This is a genomic window from Dorea longicatena (genome assembly GCF_025150085.1).
Taxonomy (GTDB): Bacteria; Bacillota; Clostridia; order Lachnospirales; family Lachnospiraceae; genus Dorea_A; species Dorea_A longicatena.
Genome location: NZ_CP102280.1, coordinates 2,499,091 through 2,515,818 on the forward strand (window position 1 = coordinate 2,499,091; position 16,728 = coordinate 2,515,818).

General features: G+C 41.1%; 19 protein-coding genes and 8 tRNA genes. 5 read left to right on the forward strand and 22 right to left on the reverse strand.

Annotated elements, in window-relative coordinates; all coding sequences use genetic code 11:
* Positions 1-29: 29 nt before the first annotated feature.
* The 7 genes from NQ508_RS11940 to NQ508_RS11970 form a co-directional block, all read right to left on the reverse strand.
* Positions 30-1,007, reverse strand: coding sequence for a beta-ketoacyl-ACP synthase III (locus NQ508_RS11940; protein ID WP_022415906.1), 978 nt, complete (start codon positions 1,005-1,007; stop codon positions 30-32).
* A gap of 164 nt (positions 1,008-1,171) precedes the next feature.
* Positions 1,172-1,522, reverse strand: coding sequence for an arsenate reductase family protein (locus NQ508_RS11945; RefSeq protein ID WP_044920331.1), 351 nt, complete (start codon positions 1,520-1,522; stop codon positions 1,172-1,174).
* A gap of 43 nt (positions 1,523-1,565) precedes the next feature.
* Complete coding sequence (locus NQ508_RS11950) at positions 1,566-2,405, reverse strand: PD-(D/E)XK nuclease family transposase (protein WP_006428209.1); 840 nt, start codon at positions 2,403-2,405, stop codon at positions 1,566-1,568.
* Positions 2,406-2,727: 322 nt separating this feature from the next.
* Positions 2,728-3,504 carry a DUF3169 family protein gene (locus NQ508_RS11955; RefSeq protein ID WP_006428207.1) on the reverse strand — a complete coding sequence of 259 codons (777 nt, stop codon included), beginning with the start codon at positions 3,502-3,504 and terminating at the stop codon, positions 2,728-2,730.
* On the reverse strand, positions 3,485-3,712 hold the full coding sequence (locus NQ508_RS11960) for a helix-turn-helix transcriptional regulator (protein WP_022415909.1): 228 nt from the start codon (positions 3,710-3,712) through the stop codon (positions 3,485-3,487). The genes NQ508_RS11955 and NQ508_RS11960 overlap by 20 nt, the downstream gene beginning before the upstream one ends.
* A 404-nt stretch (positions 3,713-4,116) precedes the next feature.
* Positions 4,117-4,707: a zf-HC2 domain-containing protein gene (locus NQ508_RS11965; protein WP_006428205.1), complete on the reverse strand. Its 591-nt coding sequence runs from the start codon at positions 4,705-4,707 to the stop codon at positions 4,117-4,119.
* Complete coding sequence (locus NQ508_RS11970) at positions 4,694-5,062, reverse strand: RNA polymerase sigma factor (RefSeq protein ID WP_242654776.1); 369 nt, start codon at positions 5,060-5,062, stop codon at positions 4,694-4,696. The genes NQ508_RS11965 and NQ508_RS11970 overlap by 14 nt, the downstream gene beginning before the upstream one ends.
* 319 nt (positions 5,063-5,381) lie before the next feature.
* Between NQ508_RS11970 and NQ508_RS11975 the strand changes: the two genes are divergently transcribed.
* Complete coding sequence (locus tag NQ508_RS11975; protein ID WP_006428202.1) at positions 5,382-5,822, forward strand: MarR family winged helix-turn-helix transcriptional regulator; 441 nt, start codon at positions 5,382-5,384, stop codon at positions 5,820-5,822.
* Positions 5,823-5,835: 13 nt separating this feature from the next.
* Positions 5,836-6,900 (forward strand): FUSC family protein, encoded by a 1,065-nt coding sequence (locus NQ508_RS11980; protein WP_006428201.1) that lies wholly within the window; start codon positions 5,836-5,838, stop codon positions 6,898-6,900.
* Between the two features lie 19 nt (positions 6,901-6,919).
* Here the strand turns inward: NQ508_RS11980 and sdaAA are convergent, their stop codons facing one another.
* Positions 6,920-7,789: an L-serine ammonia-lyase, iron-sulfur-dependent, subunit alpha gene (gene sdaAA / locus NQ508_RS11985; protein ID WP_022415912.1), complete on the reverse strand. Its 870-nt coding sequence runs from the start codon at positions 7,787-7,789 to the stop codon at positions 6,920-6,922.
* A gap of 20 nt (positions 7,790-7,809) precedes the next feature.
* Entirely contained in the window at positions 7,810-8,481 is a 672-nt protein-coding gene (gene sdaAB, locus NQ508_RS11990; protein ID WP_006428199.1) for an L-serine ammonia-lyase, iron-sulfur-dependent subunit beta, read from the reverse strand.
* A gap of 219 nt (positions 8,482-8,700) precedes the next feature.
* Here sdaAB and NQ508_RS11995 point away from each other — a divergent pair, with 219 nt between their 5' ends.
* On the forward strand, positions 8,701-9,819 hold the full coding sequence (locus NQ508_RS11995) for a DUF4317 domain-containing protein (RefSeq protein WP_006428198.1): 1,119 nt from the start codon (positions 8,701-8,703) through the stop codon (positions 9,817-9,819).
* 103 nt (positions 9,820-9,922) lie between these two features.
* Positions 9,923-10,005 (forward strand) — tRNA-Leu (locus tag NQ508_RS12000).
* A gap of 121 nt (positions 10,006-10,126) precedes the next feature.
* Here NQ508_RS12000 and NQ508_RS12005 read toward each other — a convergent pair.
* Complete coding sequence (locus NQ508_RS12005) at positions 10,127-11,065, reverse strand: putative ABC transporter permease (protein WP_022415913.1); 939 nt, start codon at positions 11,063-11,065, stop codon at positions 10,127-10,129.
* 258 nt (positions 11,066-11,323) lie between these two features.
* Here NQ508_RS12005 and NQ508_RS12010 point away from each other — a divergent pair, with 258 nt between their 5' ends.
* Complete coding sequence (locus tag NQ508_RS12010) at positions 11,324-12,265, forward strand: hypothetical protein (RefSeq protein ID WP_006428196.1); 942 nt, start codon at positions 11,324-11,326, stop codon at positions 12,263-12,265.
* 197 nt (positions 12,266-12,462) lie between these two features.
* Here NQ508_RS12010 and NQ508_RS12015 read toward each other — a convergent pair.
* From NQ508_RS12015 to NQ508_RS12070, 12 genes are all read right to left on the reverse strand, one after another.
* Positions 12,463-12,543: transfer RNA gene (locus NQ508_RS12015), tRNA-Leu, on the reverse strand.
* Positions 12,544-12,591: 48 nt separating this feature from the next.
* A tRNA-Lys gene (locus tag NQ508_RS12020) sits at positions 12,592-12,664 on the reverse strand.
* A gap of 8 nt (positions 12,665-12,672) precedes the next feature.
* Positions 12,673-12,744, reverse strand: a tRNA-Gln gene (locus NQ508_RS12025).
* A gap of 15 nt (positions 12,745-12,759) precedes the next feature.
* Positions 12,760-12,833 (reverse strand) — tRNA-His (locus tag NQ508_RS12030).
* A gap of 65 nt (positions 12,834-12,898) precedes the next feature.
* A tRNA-Arg gene (locus NQ508_RS12035) sits at positions 12,899-12,972 on the reverse strand.
* A gap of 39 nt (positions 12,973-13,011) precedes the next feature.
* Positions 13,012-13,082: transfer RNA gene (locus tag NQ508_RS12040), tRNA-Gly, on the reverse strand.
* An 8-nt stretch (positions 13,083-13,090) separates the two neighbouring features.
* Positions 13,091-13,165 (reverse strand) — tRNA-Pro (locus NQ508_RS12045).
* 164 nt (positions 13,166-13,329) lie between these two features.
* Complete coding sequence (locus NQ508_RS12050; protein WP_006428194.1) at positions 13,330-13,812, reverse strand: metallophosphoesterase; 483 nt, start codon at positions 13,810-13,812, stop codon at positions 13,330-13,332.
* A gap of 22 nt (positions 13,813-13,834) precedes the next feature.
* Positions 13,835-14,446, reverse strand: a complete 612-nt coding sequence (gene rdgB, locus NQ508_RS12055; protein WP_006428193.1) for an RdgB/HAM1 family non-canonical purine NTP pyrophosphatase — start codon at positions 14,444-14,446, stop codon at positions 13,835-13,837.
* 1 nt (position 14,447) lies between these two features.
* On the reverse strand, positions 14,448-15,620 hold the full coding sequence (locus NQ508_RS12060) for a THUMP domain-containing class I SAM-dependent RNA methyltransferase (protein ID WP_006428192.1): 1,173 nt from the start codon (positions 15,618-15,620) through the stop codon (positions 14,448-14,450).
* A gap of 142 nt (positions 15,621-15,762) precedes the next feature.
* A complete protein-coding gene (locus tag NQ508_RS12065; RefSeq protein WP_022415135.1) occupies positions 15,763-15,969 on the reverse strand; it encodes a hypothetical protein in 207 nt (68 codons plus the stop codon).
* Between the two features lie 265 nt (positions 15,970-16,234).
* On the reverse strand, positions 16,235-16,714 hold the full coding sequence (locus NQ508_RS12070) for a DUF1700 domain-containing protein (protein ID WP_006428190.1): 480 nt from the start codon (positions 16,712-16,714) through the stop codon (positions 16,235-16,237).
* Between the last annotated feature and the right edge of the window lie 14 nt (positions 16,715-16,728).

Below are 16,728 nucleotides of genomic sequence, written 5' to 3' on the forward strand. Positions count from 1 at the left end.
ACTTATAAGGGTTGCTTATCTGAGGCTTCTTACCACTCCAGAATGCTGGCCCCCCAGGTGAGTCCTGCACCAAATCCTGCCAGGATAATCTTCTGTCCTCTGTTCAGTTTCCCGGCTCGGTTCAGTTCATCGAGAAGAATTGGAATACTTGCGGAAGATGTATTTCCGTATTCTTCCAGATTCATCGGAAATTTTTCTATCGGTTCACCCAGCCGCTTTGCGATTGCTTCTACAATTCTTCTGTTCGCCTGATGCAAGATGTAAAAACTGATTTCTTCCTGTGCCGTGTCATTCTTTTCCAATACTTCTTTTATTGCCTGCGGCACGCTCTTTACAGCAAACATAAATACTTCTCTTCCATCCATCTGCATCAGATATTCTTTTTCTTCCGGCTTTGGCATATCTTCCGGTGATAATTCACTTCTGTCATATCTGCTTTTACAGCGAAGTGCTTCTCCTCTAAAACCATCGGAGTGTGTTACCGGAAGATAATATTCCGTATCTTCGCGTTTCAGCACTGCCGCTCCTGCGCCATCCCCGAACAGGATACACGTCCCGCGGTCCTTCCAGTTCGTCAGATTCGATAAACTCTCGCTGCCAATGATCAGTGCAGTCTGATACACGCCCGCATTCAGATAAGCCGCTGCCGTATTATAAGCAACCACAAATCCAGTGCATGCCGCACTCAGATCAAAACATGTCGCATGCTTTGCCCCAAGGTCTTTCTGCACTTCACAGGCTGTACAGGGAAGTATTACATTTGAAGAAATCGTAGACACGATGATCAGATCCACATCTTCTGCAGCAATTCCCGCATTTTCAAGTGCCTGCCTTCCGGCTTCGGCTGCCATGGATACCGTCGTCTCTTCTCTGATAATATGACGTCTCACGACTCCGGTTCTCTCCCGGATCCACTCATCACTGGTATCAACCAGTTTCGCAATGTCATTGTTGTCCATTGCAAATGATGGTACGCAAGATCCTGTCCCACATATTCTTCCAGTCATTATAAATACCTCTGATTTATTTTGATTCTAAATTATTTTGACTTTCAAAGTATATATCAAGAAATTTTGTTTGTCAAGTATTTTGAATATCAAAATATATTTTTATTTTTCCGGGCGTCTGGTGTTTACCTGAAATTCATATAATTATGATAATATATTTTAACTTATAGCAGTTTCTCTTCCCATTCTTTTTCTTTGAAGCCGGTCAGAACGAAATTATCTCCGATTACTAATGGGCGTTTTACGAGCATTCCGTCGGTTGCCAGGAGTTTTAACTGGTCGTCTTCGGTCATTTCTTTTAATTTGTCTTTCAGGTTCATCTGTTTGTATATCATACCACTGGTATTGAAGAACTTTTTGAGTGGAAGTCCGCTCATTGTGTACCATTCTTTTAATTCTTCGTAAGTTGGATTTTCTTCTTTAATTGCTCGTTCTTCAAATTCTACGTTGTGTACTTCCAGCCACTTTAATGCTTTCATACAGGTGCTGCATTTTCTGTATGCAAATACTTTCATCATAGATTCTCCTTTTCCATCTTTCTAATTTTTTACAATATCATTACTGACGTTTCATATCGTTCTTCCAACGTTTTATTTCTTCTACACTATGTCCTACTGCTTCTGCAATCATGTCTTCCCTTGCTCCTAATTCAAGCAACTTCATTGCTGTTTCATATTTTCCTTTTTCTTTTCCACGCTCTTCTCCTATTAACTCTCCCGCTTTGTAAATCTTATCCATCTCTTTACACATAATCTCCACTCCTTCCTGTGTCTCTTTCAATACTCTTACCCGCTCTGCCAATACTTTGCTATACATGTCTTCTGCCTTTGTACAATGAAAATCATGCATCAATCTGCCCAGATCTGTATTTTCTTTCATCCGGGCGTTAATATATATAATTTCGCTTTTATCATTATAATCTCTGCCGGTTTCTCTTACAGTCCGTTTGATATGTAAGATGGGTGCAACTTCATTTTCTACTTCCTCATCTACGATAAAAATAACCTTTGATTCCGGCAGTTTTTCAAAATCTTCTCCCGCAAACAGACTATGTGCGTCTATTATACTGCTGTGGTAGCGCAATCTTTTTGGGCCTGCTCCGGCTTTTTCCTGCTGTACTTCTATATCATATATTTCTTTTCTGCCATTCACAGCCACACAGTCAAGTACAGCCGATCTTCCCTGTAAATTCTTGTAATCTTTCTGAACAACGACTTCTGTTAATTCCAGATCATCATTTTCAGTAATAACTCTTAATACATATTCCGCACATTCCAGAATATTTAACACGTTCCGCATGAACATATCACTCATCATTGTCAGCTCTGCGACTAACTTCTCATAATATCGGAACCGTTCATTAACAAAACCTGTCTTTAACAAATTCGTATTATTCATAGGCTTCTCCTCTCAGTATAAACTTATCTTTACAGTATTTCAATGCGATAATAATTATATTATCAAGTATATTTGCAAATGATTTTAATCTTCCGTTTCCATCCTTCATAATGGAATCCCACATTTCGAATATCTGATAATTCAACATTTATTTGCTTATTCTTTTGTTATATATTTTGAAAAATTTTGATATATTTATCGATGTATTTCATGATTGGAACGAAATGTTCCTTAACTCAACGAATTATAATATAGAATGATATGTTATAATCATGAATGCACCAGTTTTATCTGATGCATTCACCTAATATGACTTTTTATTTTATCCAATCCTTTTTGCTTTAGAAACCATGCTGGATCTGATATACGTCATTCCTGTGACCAGATAAATGACAGCTACAACAAGAACCGCCAATATACCAGTATTCAAGAACATATTTGCTATTAATGTAAGCAACAATAATATCGGTATTACTTTGTTCAATACAATATACGTCTTATATGCACTTTTGTATATAATTTCTTTTTCTGCTTCATCACAGCTTTCCACCCACTGTTCCGTAAATTTGCTTGAAGTTGGATCACCTTTTTTCTCCGGATGTGCCGCCTGTATCGCTTTTACATAACGTACAGAAAGATAAATATCGTAGAAATAGCACAGTATAAATATAATGCAGGCGAATAAAAAATATCTGGATTTTCCTGATTCTATATACTTCAAAGAATATCCAAAGGATAAAATTATGATGCAGGCCACCTGTGACACCAAATTAACCCCACTGGTCCACGCTCCCCATTTTTCTTCTTCGTAATCCAGTTCATAGAATCTGTCCTCATCTGCATCCTTCATTTCTTTGTATGCATTCTTTAACCGGTATAAACTGTATTCACCAACAACTACCGTAACAACCGCGATTATAATCAGAGCTGGAAATATATATTGCTGAATCGTTCCGTTAATCGTTCTGATTCCTGCATCTATTCCTTTTTTCATCAGTTCATAGATGACTACCGACACGCCTCCGGCGATTCCCCCGATTATCACTGCCGCAAGCATCTTCCACGTTGCTGTAAAATAACTACTTTTCTTTTCCTTCATCGTTTATCTCCTCCTCATATATAAAAATATCTTCTACATTGACTTCACAAATCTTCGCAAGCTTTAATGCAAGTGTTACTGACGGCGAATAGTCTCCTCTCTCTATCTGGCTGATCGTCTGTCTGGATACGCCTGCGAGCTTTCCCATCTCGGTCTGATTGACGCCAAGTCTTGATCTGTATTCCTTCAATCGGTTTAGTAAAGGCAAATGCTCATCTCCTTTATCAATCATATTTTGACAACTTTTCTTGTCATTTAAATTCTAACAGATGACAACTATAGTTGTCAAGTTTCTATTTAATTCACTAGGCCAAATCCCCGAACCCTAATAAAAGCTTACAGTTCTCCATTTAATTATTATGGCATGCGAAACCGCAGGAATAAACTTACAAGGTCCTATCCTGTGCATACGGACTCATGGTTGGTAATTCTTAAGTAAAAAAGTTGACCGTTTGCTCACAAAAAATCCACTGTCTGAGACGAATGTCGAGTTTGGATTTTTTGTGAGCTCGTTTTTAGAGACTTTTTTGCTTTAGAATTTCCCCATGTTGGAGTCAGCACAGGATAGGACCTTGTAAGTTTATTCCGATCGGTGACAGCCGCCATAATGCATTAAATAGAAAACATTCCTCCAAACTGTGAAAATCCCAATATACAAGCCGCACATACCAGCATAAATACAATGATTACTTTTACGCCTATAGATATCTTCGCATAACTTTCACAGATCGGGATCTGTTTATACTCCCACTCCGTCTGCATTTTTCTTCTCTTCCATTTCTGAACCAGTGTGATGCAGTCACATATGAAGAATGCGATAATAAATCCAAAGCTGAATACCATGGCTGCTATATAATATCCCGCATCGGCACCTTCGATATCTATCTGCCGTTTGCACAATACTACAGCCGTTACAATCAATAAGAAATTTAGTAATGTATCCACAATAATCATCTTATCTACGATACTTTTCCTGCCGATTTCCTTCATACGCTCCGCTCCTTCCTGTAACAACCGCTTTTCATCCAGATCTTCTTCTTTTTTCTGTTTCACCGCTTCCAGTTCCGTCTCTAATTCTTTCATATATTTCCTGCATTCACTACATTCTGCTAAATGCTCTTCCACCAGTTTTCTGCTATCTTCGCTGCATACCTTATCCAGATATAACGGTATCAGATCTCTGATAATCTCACATTTCATCATTGCCTGCGCCTCCCATCTTTTCTACAATCATTTTCTTGGCTCTGTAATAGGTCACTCTCGCCCAGCTTTCACTTTTTGAAAATAACTGTCCGATATCTCTGTATGATACCTCTCCCATCACCCGCAGCATGAATACTTCTTTGTACGGTTCCTGTAAGTCATGTAGAATCTTTCGGATGATCTGTCCATTTTCCTGATTGATTATGCCATTTAATAAATCCTCCCCTTGATCTGCATGATTTTCATCTAATTTATTTGCATATCTTTTCTGCTTTTTTGTCCACGCATAATATTCATGCTTCGCAATCTGACATAACCACACCGATAATTTACATTCACCTCTGAAATTTTCCAATTTTTCAAATGCAATGGCAAATGTCTGCTGGGGTAAGTTCTTCTGCTATTTCTCTGTCTCCGGATAATCTCAGCAGAAAACAATATACCTCTTTTAAATATTTCTGATATACTTCCTCAAAAGATTCCATGAACTCACCTCTCTTCTCTCATTTATATCTTCTTTTACTATTAAGAGTCATTTTTCCTCAATTCGTTACAAACTTTTTTATTTTTATAAACCAAAGGTACTTCCATAGATCCCCTTGACATTTTCTCCTATATCTATTATAGTACTTATCGCAATTGTTTACAAAGTAAACTATTATAAAGGAGCAACTATGAAAGACAAAAACTGGACCGATATCGTATCAAAACAAGGCGACCTCCGGCATTTCGCAAGTATGGCGATCCGGAAATCCGGAAAATCAGAGCACACTTCTGCTCAGGAGATTGATTTTCTGTTCCGGATCGCGCTTTCGGAAGAACCACTGACCCCAAGACAGATTACCAACGCTATGGGCATCAGTAAGACTATCGTAAGCCGCCTGACCGACCATCTGGAATCCAAAGGGTTTATCTGTAAAGAGGCCTCTGCGTCCGACCGCCGCAGTTACTGCATCCGCATTACCGGTGCCGGAAAAGATGAGATTGACCGTATGTACTATTACTATCTGGATCCACTCTATACATTACAGAAAAATATGAAGAAAGAGAAATTCGAGACTTTATTCCAACTAATCCGTGAAGCGAACGAGATTCTTTCTTCACAAAAAAAATAAAGGAGATTTTATTATGACATTTTACCAGGAACTACAACTAAGCTCGACCGGCTCTAAACAGCTGATTAAAAACACAACCGATAAAAAAGAAAAACGCCGTCACATACTCATTTACAACTTTAAAGTATATCTTGTAATGGTATTCTGTGTCGCCGTTGTATCTTTATATAGTAAATTCATCGGAAATGACAACAGTGTTGTCGGAGTTACCGTGCTTCTGGCCGTGCTGGTTCTCAGGCAGGCCGATTTCGGAATCCGTACCACACACGGACTTGCCTCTATCGCAGGTATCTACGCAATCCTTATGGCGGGTCCCCGTCTTGCCAACATGGTATCCCCGGTTCCGGCATTCTTTGTCAATGTGGTCTGTATCATGCTGCTGATGATCCTCGGATGCCACAATGTGATCATGTACAATCACTCTACTTTTGTCCTTGGCTATCTATTATTATTTGGATATGATGTAAGCGGACATGCCTACATTTTAAGACTGGAAGGACTCCTTGTCGGAATGATCCTCTGCATGATCATTTTCTATAAGAATCAGAAGAACCGTCCTTACCGGCGTAAATTTTCTCATCTGTTCCAGGAATTCAACATTCATTCCGCACGCAGCAGATGGTATATCAAGCTGACATTCATCGTATCATCAGCGATGCTCATCATGTCCCTGCTCGGACTTCCAAGAGCTATGTGGGCAGGTATCGCATGTATGTCCGTGTGTCTTCCGTTTACAAATGACTGTGTCGCACGTTCCGGAAAGCGTTGGATGTTCAACATCGTAGGAGGTCTGTTATTCATTGTTCTGTATACGGTTCTTCCGAAGTCTATGTATGCCTATATCGGAATCATTGGCGGAATTGGTGTCGGATATTCGGCAGGATATTCCTGGCAGACAGTGTTCAATACATTTGGAGCGCTTTCCATTGCGTCCGGTCTGTTTGGAATGCCATACGCAGTAGCACTCCGAATTGGTGCCAACCTGTTTGGTTCTGTTTATACGGTCCTGTGCAACAAATTATTCGATAAAGCACACGCTTATTTTCATAGCACCGATTTAAAAACAACGCTCTCTTAAAAAGGGGATGTAGCTTACGCTACATCCCTAATTTTTCTACTACTTCCTGTGCTGCAGCTGTTCCGGCAACACCACCGACACCGGTTTCTCTCAATGATACGTCCATCTTGTCCCCGACTTCTTTCATCGCATCTATCACCTGGTCAACAGGTACCTTACTTGTAATCCCTGCCAGTGCCATGTCCGCTGCCGCCAGCGCATTCACTGCACCGCCTACATTACGTTTCACACACGGTACCTCTACCAGACCTCCTACCGGATCACATACAAGTCCCATCAGGTTCTTCAATGCCATCGCACAGGCATGTCCGATCTGATCCGTATCTCCGCCTTTGATATAACAGATTGCCCCGGCTGCCATTCCCGAACCGGAACCAATCTCTGCCTGACATCCTCCCGATGCTCCCGCAAGATATGCCCGGTTGGCAATGATCTGACCAAGTCCGGCTGCCACATACATGGCTTCTATCATCTTTTCTTCCGGAACATTATATTCTTTATAATAAGTAACAAGTACTGCCGGAAGTACACCGCAGGCTCCTGCTGTGGGTGCCGCAACAATTCGTTTCATACAGGCATTATTACACCCCATCTTCAGTGCATTAGACATCACCTTTGAGACAAAATCCCCACACAACGGTTCTTCATTCTCACGGTAATTGTCCATAAGCCCGCCTTCTGTTCCGACCAGACCACTTCTTGATACCTTGTCTGGTTCATAAGCATCCAGCGCATCCAGCATGGACTGCCACATATACTTCATCTTTTCCCAGGAATCTTCTATCTTCACATCCCTCTCCTGTGCATCCTCTAACTGGATTGCTTTCCAGAATGGAATGTTCTCTTTTTCCCCTCTCAGTTTCGCCTCTTCCATTGACTGATATGACATATGTTCTTTTCCTCCATTATCTATACCGATCCATTCGGATCAAGAAATTTCACACGGATAATTCCCGGCTTGCTCTCCAGTTCATCGATCGCACTCTGCGGGATCACCTGGTCTGTCTCTACCACCATAACGGCCGTTCCGCCACGTTTGTCACGGAACACTTGCATGGTCGCCACATTGATCTCGGCTTTACTGAGCGCAGCAGCAACCTCCATGATTCGTCCCGGTTCGTCCACATTACGGATAATAAGCGTACAGCTCTCTCCGCTGAAATTCACATCAATCCCGTCTAATTTACAGACGCAGATACGTCCGCCTCCGATGGAATGTGCCTGGATTTTCATCTGTGGTACGCCCTCTGCTTCCATAATAATCTGGGCAGTATTCGGATGTGCACCCTTGATGTTCTTATTCTTCATTACAAAATCCATCCCCATGTCTTTTGCAACTTCGTAGCTGTCCGGTATCCGCATATCGTCCGGCATCATCCCCAATAATCCGGCGATCAGCGCCCGGTCCGTTCCATGCCCCTTTCCTGTTGCAGCAAAAGAACCATGTAAATAGACTTCTGCCCTCTCCGGCTGATGGCCGAACAACTGTCTTGCAACCATACCTATCCTGACTGCTCCCGCTGTGTGCGAGCTGGATGGACCTACCATCACCGGTCCTAAAATGTCGAATATATTTCCCATATTCTTATTTCCCTTTCTTTTTTACTATAACTATCCCTTTCCCCATATTTTCCAGTGTTGAATAGTTACGTATTTTGACATATTCTATCTATTATTATACGTTCCCGCCCCATCTTTTACAATGGTCTATGATTGTTTTTTCCCGGCTGATATGCTAACATTTTATGATACCGGGGTTAAAATATCCTCCCAGCATATAATAATAAGGAAGTGACAAATATGAACAAAAAAGAAGTATTAGAGATCCGCAAACAGTTTTCTCCTGAAAATTGCGCCATCACACGTATCTGTGGATGCTATGTCGATCACGAAAAAGAGAAAAAAATGGAAATGAAAAAAGCCTTCTTATCTTTACCGGAAGAAGAGGCTTTCAAATATTTTGATATCTTCAAACATACACTTTCCGGAACGATCGGAAAGAACCTCATCAACATGGAATTCCCACTCGACCAGGAATTGAACGGCGGCACACAGGAATTTCTGATGAAATTAAAGAACAGCAAGCTTCAGGACGACCTTCTTCTCGAAGAATTCTATGATAAAGTTGTGGAAAGTTATGAATACGGCGAGAACTACTATATCATCCTGATCCATGCCGTATACGATGTTCCGGGCAAGACGAAAGATGGTCTGGAGATGGAAGATGCATCCGACACTGTATACGAACACATCCTCTGCAGTATCTGCCCGGTCAATCTTACAAAAGCCGGACTTACATACAATGCACAGACAAATAACATCGAAGACCGCATCCGCGACTGGTTCGTAGAGGCTCCGGTCAAAGGATTCTTATTCCCGGCCTTCCAGGATCGTGCAGCCGATGTACATAATGTTCTTTATTATACGAAGAAACCGGAAGAGTTACAGCCATATTTCGTAGAACATGTCCTTGGAAGCACAACACCACTGACTGCAGGCGACCAGAAGACAACCTTCCAGGCAATCGTAAGCGACACCCTCGGCGAAGACAGTAACTACGAAGTGGTCCGCAATATCCACGATAACTTAAACGAAATGATCGAACAGGCCAAGGAAGAACCGGAACCGCTGGAATTATCCAAGACCGATGTCAAGAAGCTCCTGACACGCAGCGGTGTTGCCGAAGAAAAGCTGGAATCATTCGATGATGAATTTGATGAAACAGTCGGTGTACATGGTACACTGCTTGCATCCAACATTGCCAGTGCTAAGACTTTCCAGATTGAGACACCGGACGTGGTAGTCAAAGTTAATCCCGAACGTGCCGATCTGGTAGAGACACGTGAGATTGACGGCCGCCGCTGTCTGGTGATTGCGATTGATGATCATCTTGAGGTAAATGGGATTGAGATTAATTAGAACGGCTAAAAATCGTATTTGAAGAAAAAATTAAAAAAATTTCAATTTTTTACAAAAAACGTTTGCATTTTCCGTCAGACTATGGTAAGATACTTTTTGTCAAGCGGAAATGGCGGAATGGCAGACGCGCTAGATTCAGGTTCTAGTGGGAGCAATCCTGTGAGGGTTCAAGTCCCTTTTTCCGCATGAAAAAAACCTTGAAGATTCATTCTTCAAGGTTTTTTTGTTATTTAATTGATTAACGAAGTTGGCCTCTCGGTCCTTGAAGAACACAGTATATAGCCGGTTTGATGAACTAAATAGCCATTTATTTACTCCGCCGCACCCGCTCCCGCAGCTCCTCAAATATCTCCTTATGCTGCCTTACCTGCATCTTCGGGAACGCTTTCACAAGACGTTCGCCAACCTTTGTACGGTTCTCTGCCATCTCTTCGTATTTTGCTTTTAACTCTTCCATACGGGCCTTCATCTCTTCTACATTGATCTTCGGAGCCAGTTTCTCCATACGGGCTTTTGGTTCTTCCAGGCGTTCCTTTACTCCGTCTCTGAGACCATTCATGATCGCCTTCGGCTCCTCCAGACGTTCCTTCAGCTCTTCTCTTACATTACCAAGCTGCTCTTTCTTCTCTTCCTGGAATTCCATACCTTCCATTACATTTTCATAGATATTCTCTCCGACCTTGTTAGACAGATCTTTCAGCTCGGCTGCAATCTTCTCCATCGTTTCAAGTTTGCGGTTCATCTTCAGAATAGCGGAAGCTGTTACATACAGGTCTGCCAGAAGTCCGACAGCCAGACATGCCATAACTATAATTCCAAGAACAAATGGAATCATTGTCAACACCTTGTAGATCAGCGGATGGATCACTTTTACGATCAGAACACAGAACACGCCCCATATCAATGAGAACAACACGCATACATATCCACCGATATTCAACGGCTGGTCTGAATAATCCCACCATTTATTATGAAAGATCTTCTCCAGCAGGAATCCGGTAATTCCTTCTATTGCCGTCACAAGTATGGTCGAACTGATATACAATAATACCAGATTATTCTCAACCGGTGTCAGAAACTGTACTACAACACCAACTCCGATTCCATATACCGGACAGATCGGTCCGTTTAAGAATCCTCGGTTCACGAATTTTCCCTGTTTCACAGCTGCATATGCAACTTCCGTACACCATCCCAGAAATCCATATACAAAAAATGATAATGCAAAATAATAAAACTCTGTCAAATATACTCTCTCCTTTTTATTATATGATAATAGGATCAAAAGACATTTTATCCCCGTATCATTATATTAATAAACTTCATTATACGTGATTCTTTCTTATTTCTCAATAAACATCTTTTCATATCTGTTAAGCTTTTATTGCATGTAATACAAATCTAAAGTTTTTCTTACAACTTCGTGAATATTCTGTGACCACTCTTGAGAGTTTTTTTCAAACATTATAGAATAAGAGATGGGTATAAATAGGAGGGACTAATAATGAGTTTAAGTAATAAGAAGAAAACACAATCTACTTCCGATATCTTCGACGACGATTTCGAAGTGATCTACGAAGGTGATCTTCCTGATATTTCTATTGATGATGACGATGACTACCGCGATGTACTATCAGGATTATCGGATATTGATCATACAGATTACATCAAAAAAAATGATTACGACAGACTAACAAAGAAATTAAAGAATAAAAATAAGAAGGCTGGTAAGAAAAACAAAAAACAAAGTAAAAAAGATAACTTCTTTGATACCGCCTACTATGATGACGACATCTTTGACGAGCTGGATGATGACCTTTACGATGATGAATATGAAGACGACTACGATAATGAGTATGAAGACGACTGCGACGATCCTCGTAACAACCGACAGAAAGAGAAAAAAAGCCGCAAAAATCGTGGTGTAAAAGTTCCAAATGTTGCAAAACCGGTTGCAAAAACCGCTAAAGCCGGAGGAAAGATCCTATTCAAATTCATCAATCTTCTGTTAAGAATGGGAACACTTCTGCTGATTGCCTGGATCATCTATCTTTTGGGACTGCATTTTCTGGCCAATGCCGGTTCGTTTGGCAATATTGTTTCCCGCTTAACATCAGCGGATCAGGAACTGATCGCATATCTCGCGGTTGGTGCGGTATTATTGCTCTATGAAGTGATCATCTTTTTCTGCGTTCTCGGAGGAAGCAAGAAACAGGGACGCAGAGGAAACAGTATTGATAATGGGCGTGGACTTACATCCTTTATTATCATTGCTGTCGGATCATATCTGTCCGCAATGTTTGCCGTACTCATCCCACAGGCTCCTGCCGCACTTCTGGGTATTCATAATGCTCTGACTGTATACGGCGGATTAAAAGACACACTGCTTCCGATCTGTATCGCCGGAGTTGTAAGCTGTATCATACGTAAATTTATAATCAAATAATATAGAAGCTATACACAAAAATCCTGAAGTTCTAATCAAGAAAAACTTCAGGATTTTTATTTTGCTATACAGTGAACTTGCCACCTACCGGATCTACCACCGGCAGCTCCTTACGGGCGCTTTGGCAACCGGCAACTTCTCTTGCATACTTTGGTATCAAAAAAGACACTGCCTGCAACCGGCAATGTCTCTGCAAATGCGGATAACAGGACTTGAACCTGCACGTCATGGACACTAGATCCTAAGTCTAGCGCGTCTGCCAATTCCGCCATATCCGCGTGTAAACAAAATGCAGATTCTTCATTTTGAAAAACCTGCATTCGTACTGAGCGTGCGGGGATTCGAACCCCGGACAACTTGATTAAAAGTCAAGTGCTCTACCACCTGAGCTACACGCCCATAATAAACTGGGCTAGTTGGATTCGAACCAACGAATGCAGGAGTCAAAGTCCTGTGCCTTACCGCTTGGCGATAGCCCAATAAAAAAGAAAAAGGGTGGGTAATGGGACTCGAACCCATGATATCCAGAACCACAATCTGGCGCGCTAACCAACTGCACCATACCCACCATATTACTTATCGAACTGTCTTTTGTCCAACTAAGTATCACCATATTAAATTTAGTGGTTTAAACGAGCCTGGGGGGATTCGAACCCTCGACCTACGGCTTAGAAGGCCGTTGCTCTATCCAGCTGAGCTACAGACTCATATTTCTTAACCACAACCCGAAACAATTGTTTCAGGAGAGCGGGTGATGGGAATCGAACCCACGTATCCAGCTTGGAAGGCTGGTGTTCTACCATTGAACTACACCCGCATAGCGTATCGGGGTGACAGGATTCGAACCTGCGACCTCCTGGTCCCAAACCAGGCGCTCTAGCCAAGCTGAGCCACACCCCGATGGTGTTTCTTTTGTGTCACATTTTGTATCAGCTCCGTGACACAAGACATATTATATATGACCTCATACTAATTGTCAACAACTTTTTTTGTTTTTTTTATATTTTTTTCAAAAGTGCGGATTTTCTTGAAAAATCAATGGTTTCCGCACTTTTTATTATATTCTAATTTAAATATTCCTGCGTAATTTCAAGTTTTCCGTTACTGTCAATCTGCATGATCATATAACTAGGCTTTCTCCCCGGCTGTCTTGGATAACAAAGGCTTCCCGGATTCAATGTAATAAGCCCTTCTTCCTTTTCATAAAACGGACGATGCGTATGGCCATACATCACAATATCCGCTCCTCGCCCTCTTGCCTCCTGTTTCAACCGCGTTTCTCCCATAGATACATAATACCCGTGTCCGTGCGTTGTAAATATATGATATCCCTCTACCATGAATTCTTCTTCTCCAGGCAGATTTGAAAAAAAGTCATTATTTCCACGCACCATATGTACCGGACAATCTGCAACAGCCGGAATATAATCCTCATCCCCCTCTACATCTCCAAGATGGATCAGCATATCTAAGGGCCGTTCTTTCTCTATTACACGGTCAAAATTCTTATGAGAGCCATGTGTGTCACTTATGATCAATATTTTCATATCTATATCTTCACCCTAACTTTTATTTATGCTCCAGAATCTTACGAATCTTTCTTAGTCCCTCGCCTCTGTGGCTCAGTTCATTTTTCTTTTCCGGTGAAAGTTCTGCGCTTGTACAGCCATACTCCGGAAGGAAGAATATCGGATCATACCCAAATCCGTTTTCTCCCGCGATCTCATGGCCAATAATTCCCTCCATAGTACCTCTTACCACTTCACAGGAACCATCCGGCATGGCCGCTGCAATCGCACATACAAATCTTGCCGTACGTTTTTCATCAGGGACTCCCTCAAGACGATCCAGTAATGTCTGATTCTTAATGTCATAGGAAGTATCTTCTCCCATATAACGTGCAGAATAAATCCCCGGTTCCTTGTTCAAATAATCAATTTCAAGTCCGGAGTCATCTGCCAGAACCACTGCATTCTTATATTCTGGCATCTGATTTGCAATCTTTGCAATCTCTGTAGCTTTGATCATGGCATTTTCTTCAAAAGTTGCCCCGTCTTCTACTACATCAGCCTTAATCCCCGCTTCTTTCTGTGACAGGATCTCTGCTCCCAGATCACTCAGGATTGCACGGATCTCTATCATTTTATGTTCATTTCCCGTCGCAAATATAATTTTTTCCATCTTATCTTTTCTCCTGTTTTTCTCCCGGACGCTTTGCCTTAGGTGGTTTTGGTCCCAGGAACTGGTAAAAATATGTCTTCAACATTCCATTGTAAATTTTCCGGTTACGATCTGCTTTTCGTCCGAAATAGCGTTCTGCATCCTCATAAGAAGTAATCATGTATGCTGACCACGAATCCAGATTTTTAAAACTCTCGCCAAATGTTTTATATAATGCCGGCAGGTCTTTCTTATCTTCCAGCCTCTCCCCATATGGCGGGTTCGTAATAATAAATCCATATTTCTTCGGGTGGCTCAAATCTTTTACATCTCTTTCCTGAAAATGTATCAGATGATCTACTCCTGCTTCTCTTGCATTGCGTCTTGCAATCTTAATTACAGAACCATCTGCATCATACCCTTGAATGTCAACTTCTATGTCATCATCGATCAGTTCATTTGCCTCATTCACCGTATCATACCAAAGCTTCTTTGGGATCAGATTCGTCCATTCTTCCGCTGTAAATGACCGGTTCATTCCGGGTGCGATATTTGCTGCGATCATCGCTGCTTCTATAGGAAATGTTCCACTTCCGCAAAACGGATCTACAAGAATCCTGTCTTTGTGCCATGGCGTCAGCATGATCAGTGCCGCTGCAAGTGTCTCTGTGATCGGAGCTTTTCCCGCAACTTCACGATACCCTCTCTTATGCAGTGATACTCCCGATGTATCGATACCGACCGTTACCACATCTTTTTTCAGAAAAACTCTTACCGGATAAGCCGCACCGTCTTCTTCAAACCACTCTACATGATATTTCTGTTGAAGTCTTCTTACCATTGCCTTTTTCATTACTGACTGGATATCCGATGGACTGAATAATTTACTTTTTACAGATGCTGCTTTCGCAATCCAGAATTTTCCATTTTCCGGTATATAATTTTCCCAGTCAAGTGCCTTTGTATTCTCAAATAATTCTTCATAACTGGTAGCCTTAAAGCTTCCTACTTTTAAGAGCACCCTTTCTGCAGTTCTCAGGAATATATTAGCACGGCAGATTGCTTCCGCATCTCCCCAAAACCCAACTCTTCCATCTTCTACTTCTGAGATATCATATCCCAGATCCAGTATCTCTCTTTTTAATACTGCTTCCAATCCAAAATGACAGGGAGCGATCAATTCCATTTTTTTCATCTATTTCTCCATATAATAAATATTAATTTCTACTTCTTTATCTTACTGACAAGTAATAGTTTTTGTCAATATGTTTTGCTATATCGTATGTAAACCCCAAAACAGGACGTGCGTTTGCACGTCCTGTCCGGAAAACTTTTTCCTAATACTGACTGTTTTCATTTCCGTAATTATAAGAATTCTTGTCTTTCGCATCTTTATCATATGCGTTTTTGTTCGATGCATTCTTGTCGTATGCATTTTTTCCATATGAATTCTTATTTGATGTGTTTCTGGATGCATTTTTGTTTGATGTGTTCTTGTCTGATGCGTTATGACAGTTTTCTGATGAGTTGTAATTTTTAGCCATTTTGAATTCCTCCTAATCTTTTTTGCTACGAGATTAGTATGTCCTGTCATTCACTGATTATACATCCGGCGATATATTAAGAATTTTTTAATATTTTTCTTGATTTTTACATTTTACTATATTATACTGTTGTTGTAGAAAGAATACTTTCTACAACCCCTTATTAATTATTTATACTCCCCTCAAAAGACCGATGGCTCCCCCATCGGTCTTTTATTTTTGCATATATCAAATTTTCCAAAAATCAACGAGTCTTTCCGCTCTCTCACCTTCTGGAACCCTTCACTAGCTTTAAGATCAGACACAGGATCAACAGCGGAATAAATATCGGTGCCAGAATACTGATGATTCCTCCAATTACAGCCACAACTAATACGATAACACCAATGATTCCAAGAAGAAGCACCAGTTTCTTCCACCATGTATCAAGTCCGAAGACATGCACTCCTCTGTGTCCTGATTCCTCGTCATAGCCCTGTTCATACGTCTGGCTTCTCTGTCTTTCCGGCTCATAGCTGTCATATGTTTCCCCCGTATTTCCCTTGATTTCTTCCGAGGTAATGATATTCTTCGCAATTGCCCATGGATCGCCAAGCTCTTCTATTACTTCTGACTCTTTTCTGCCTTTTCGCACTTCTTCTGTAATATAATCATTATAATAATCCACATTATCCCGAATTACATTTCCCGAAAGGTCATTCGCAAGCGCTTTTTTTAATTTATCTAAAAATTCCCGTTTTGTCATGATTGCCCTCCTTA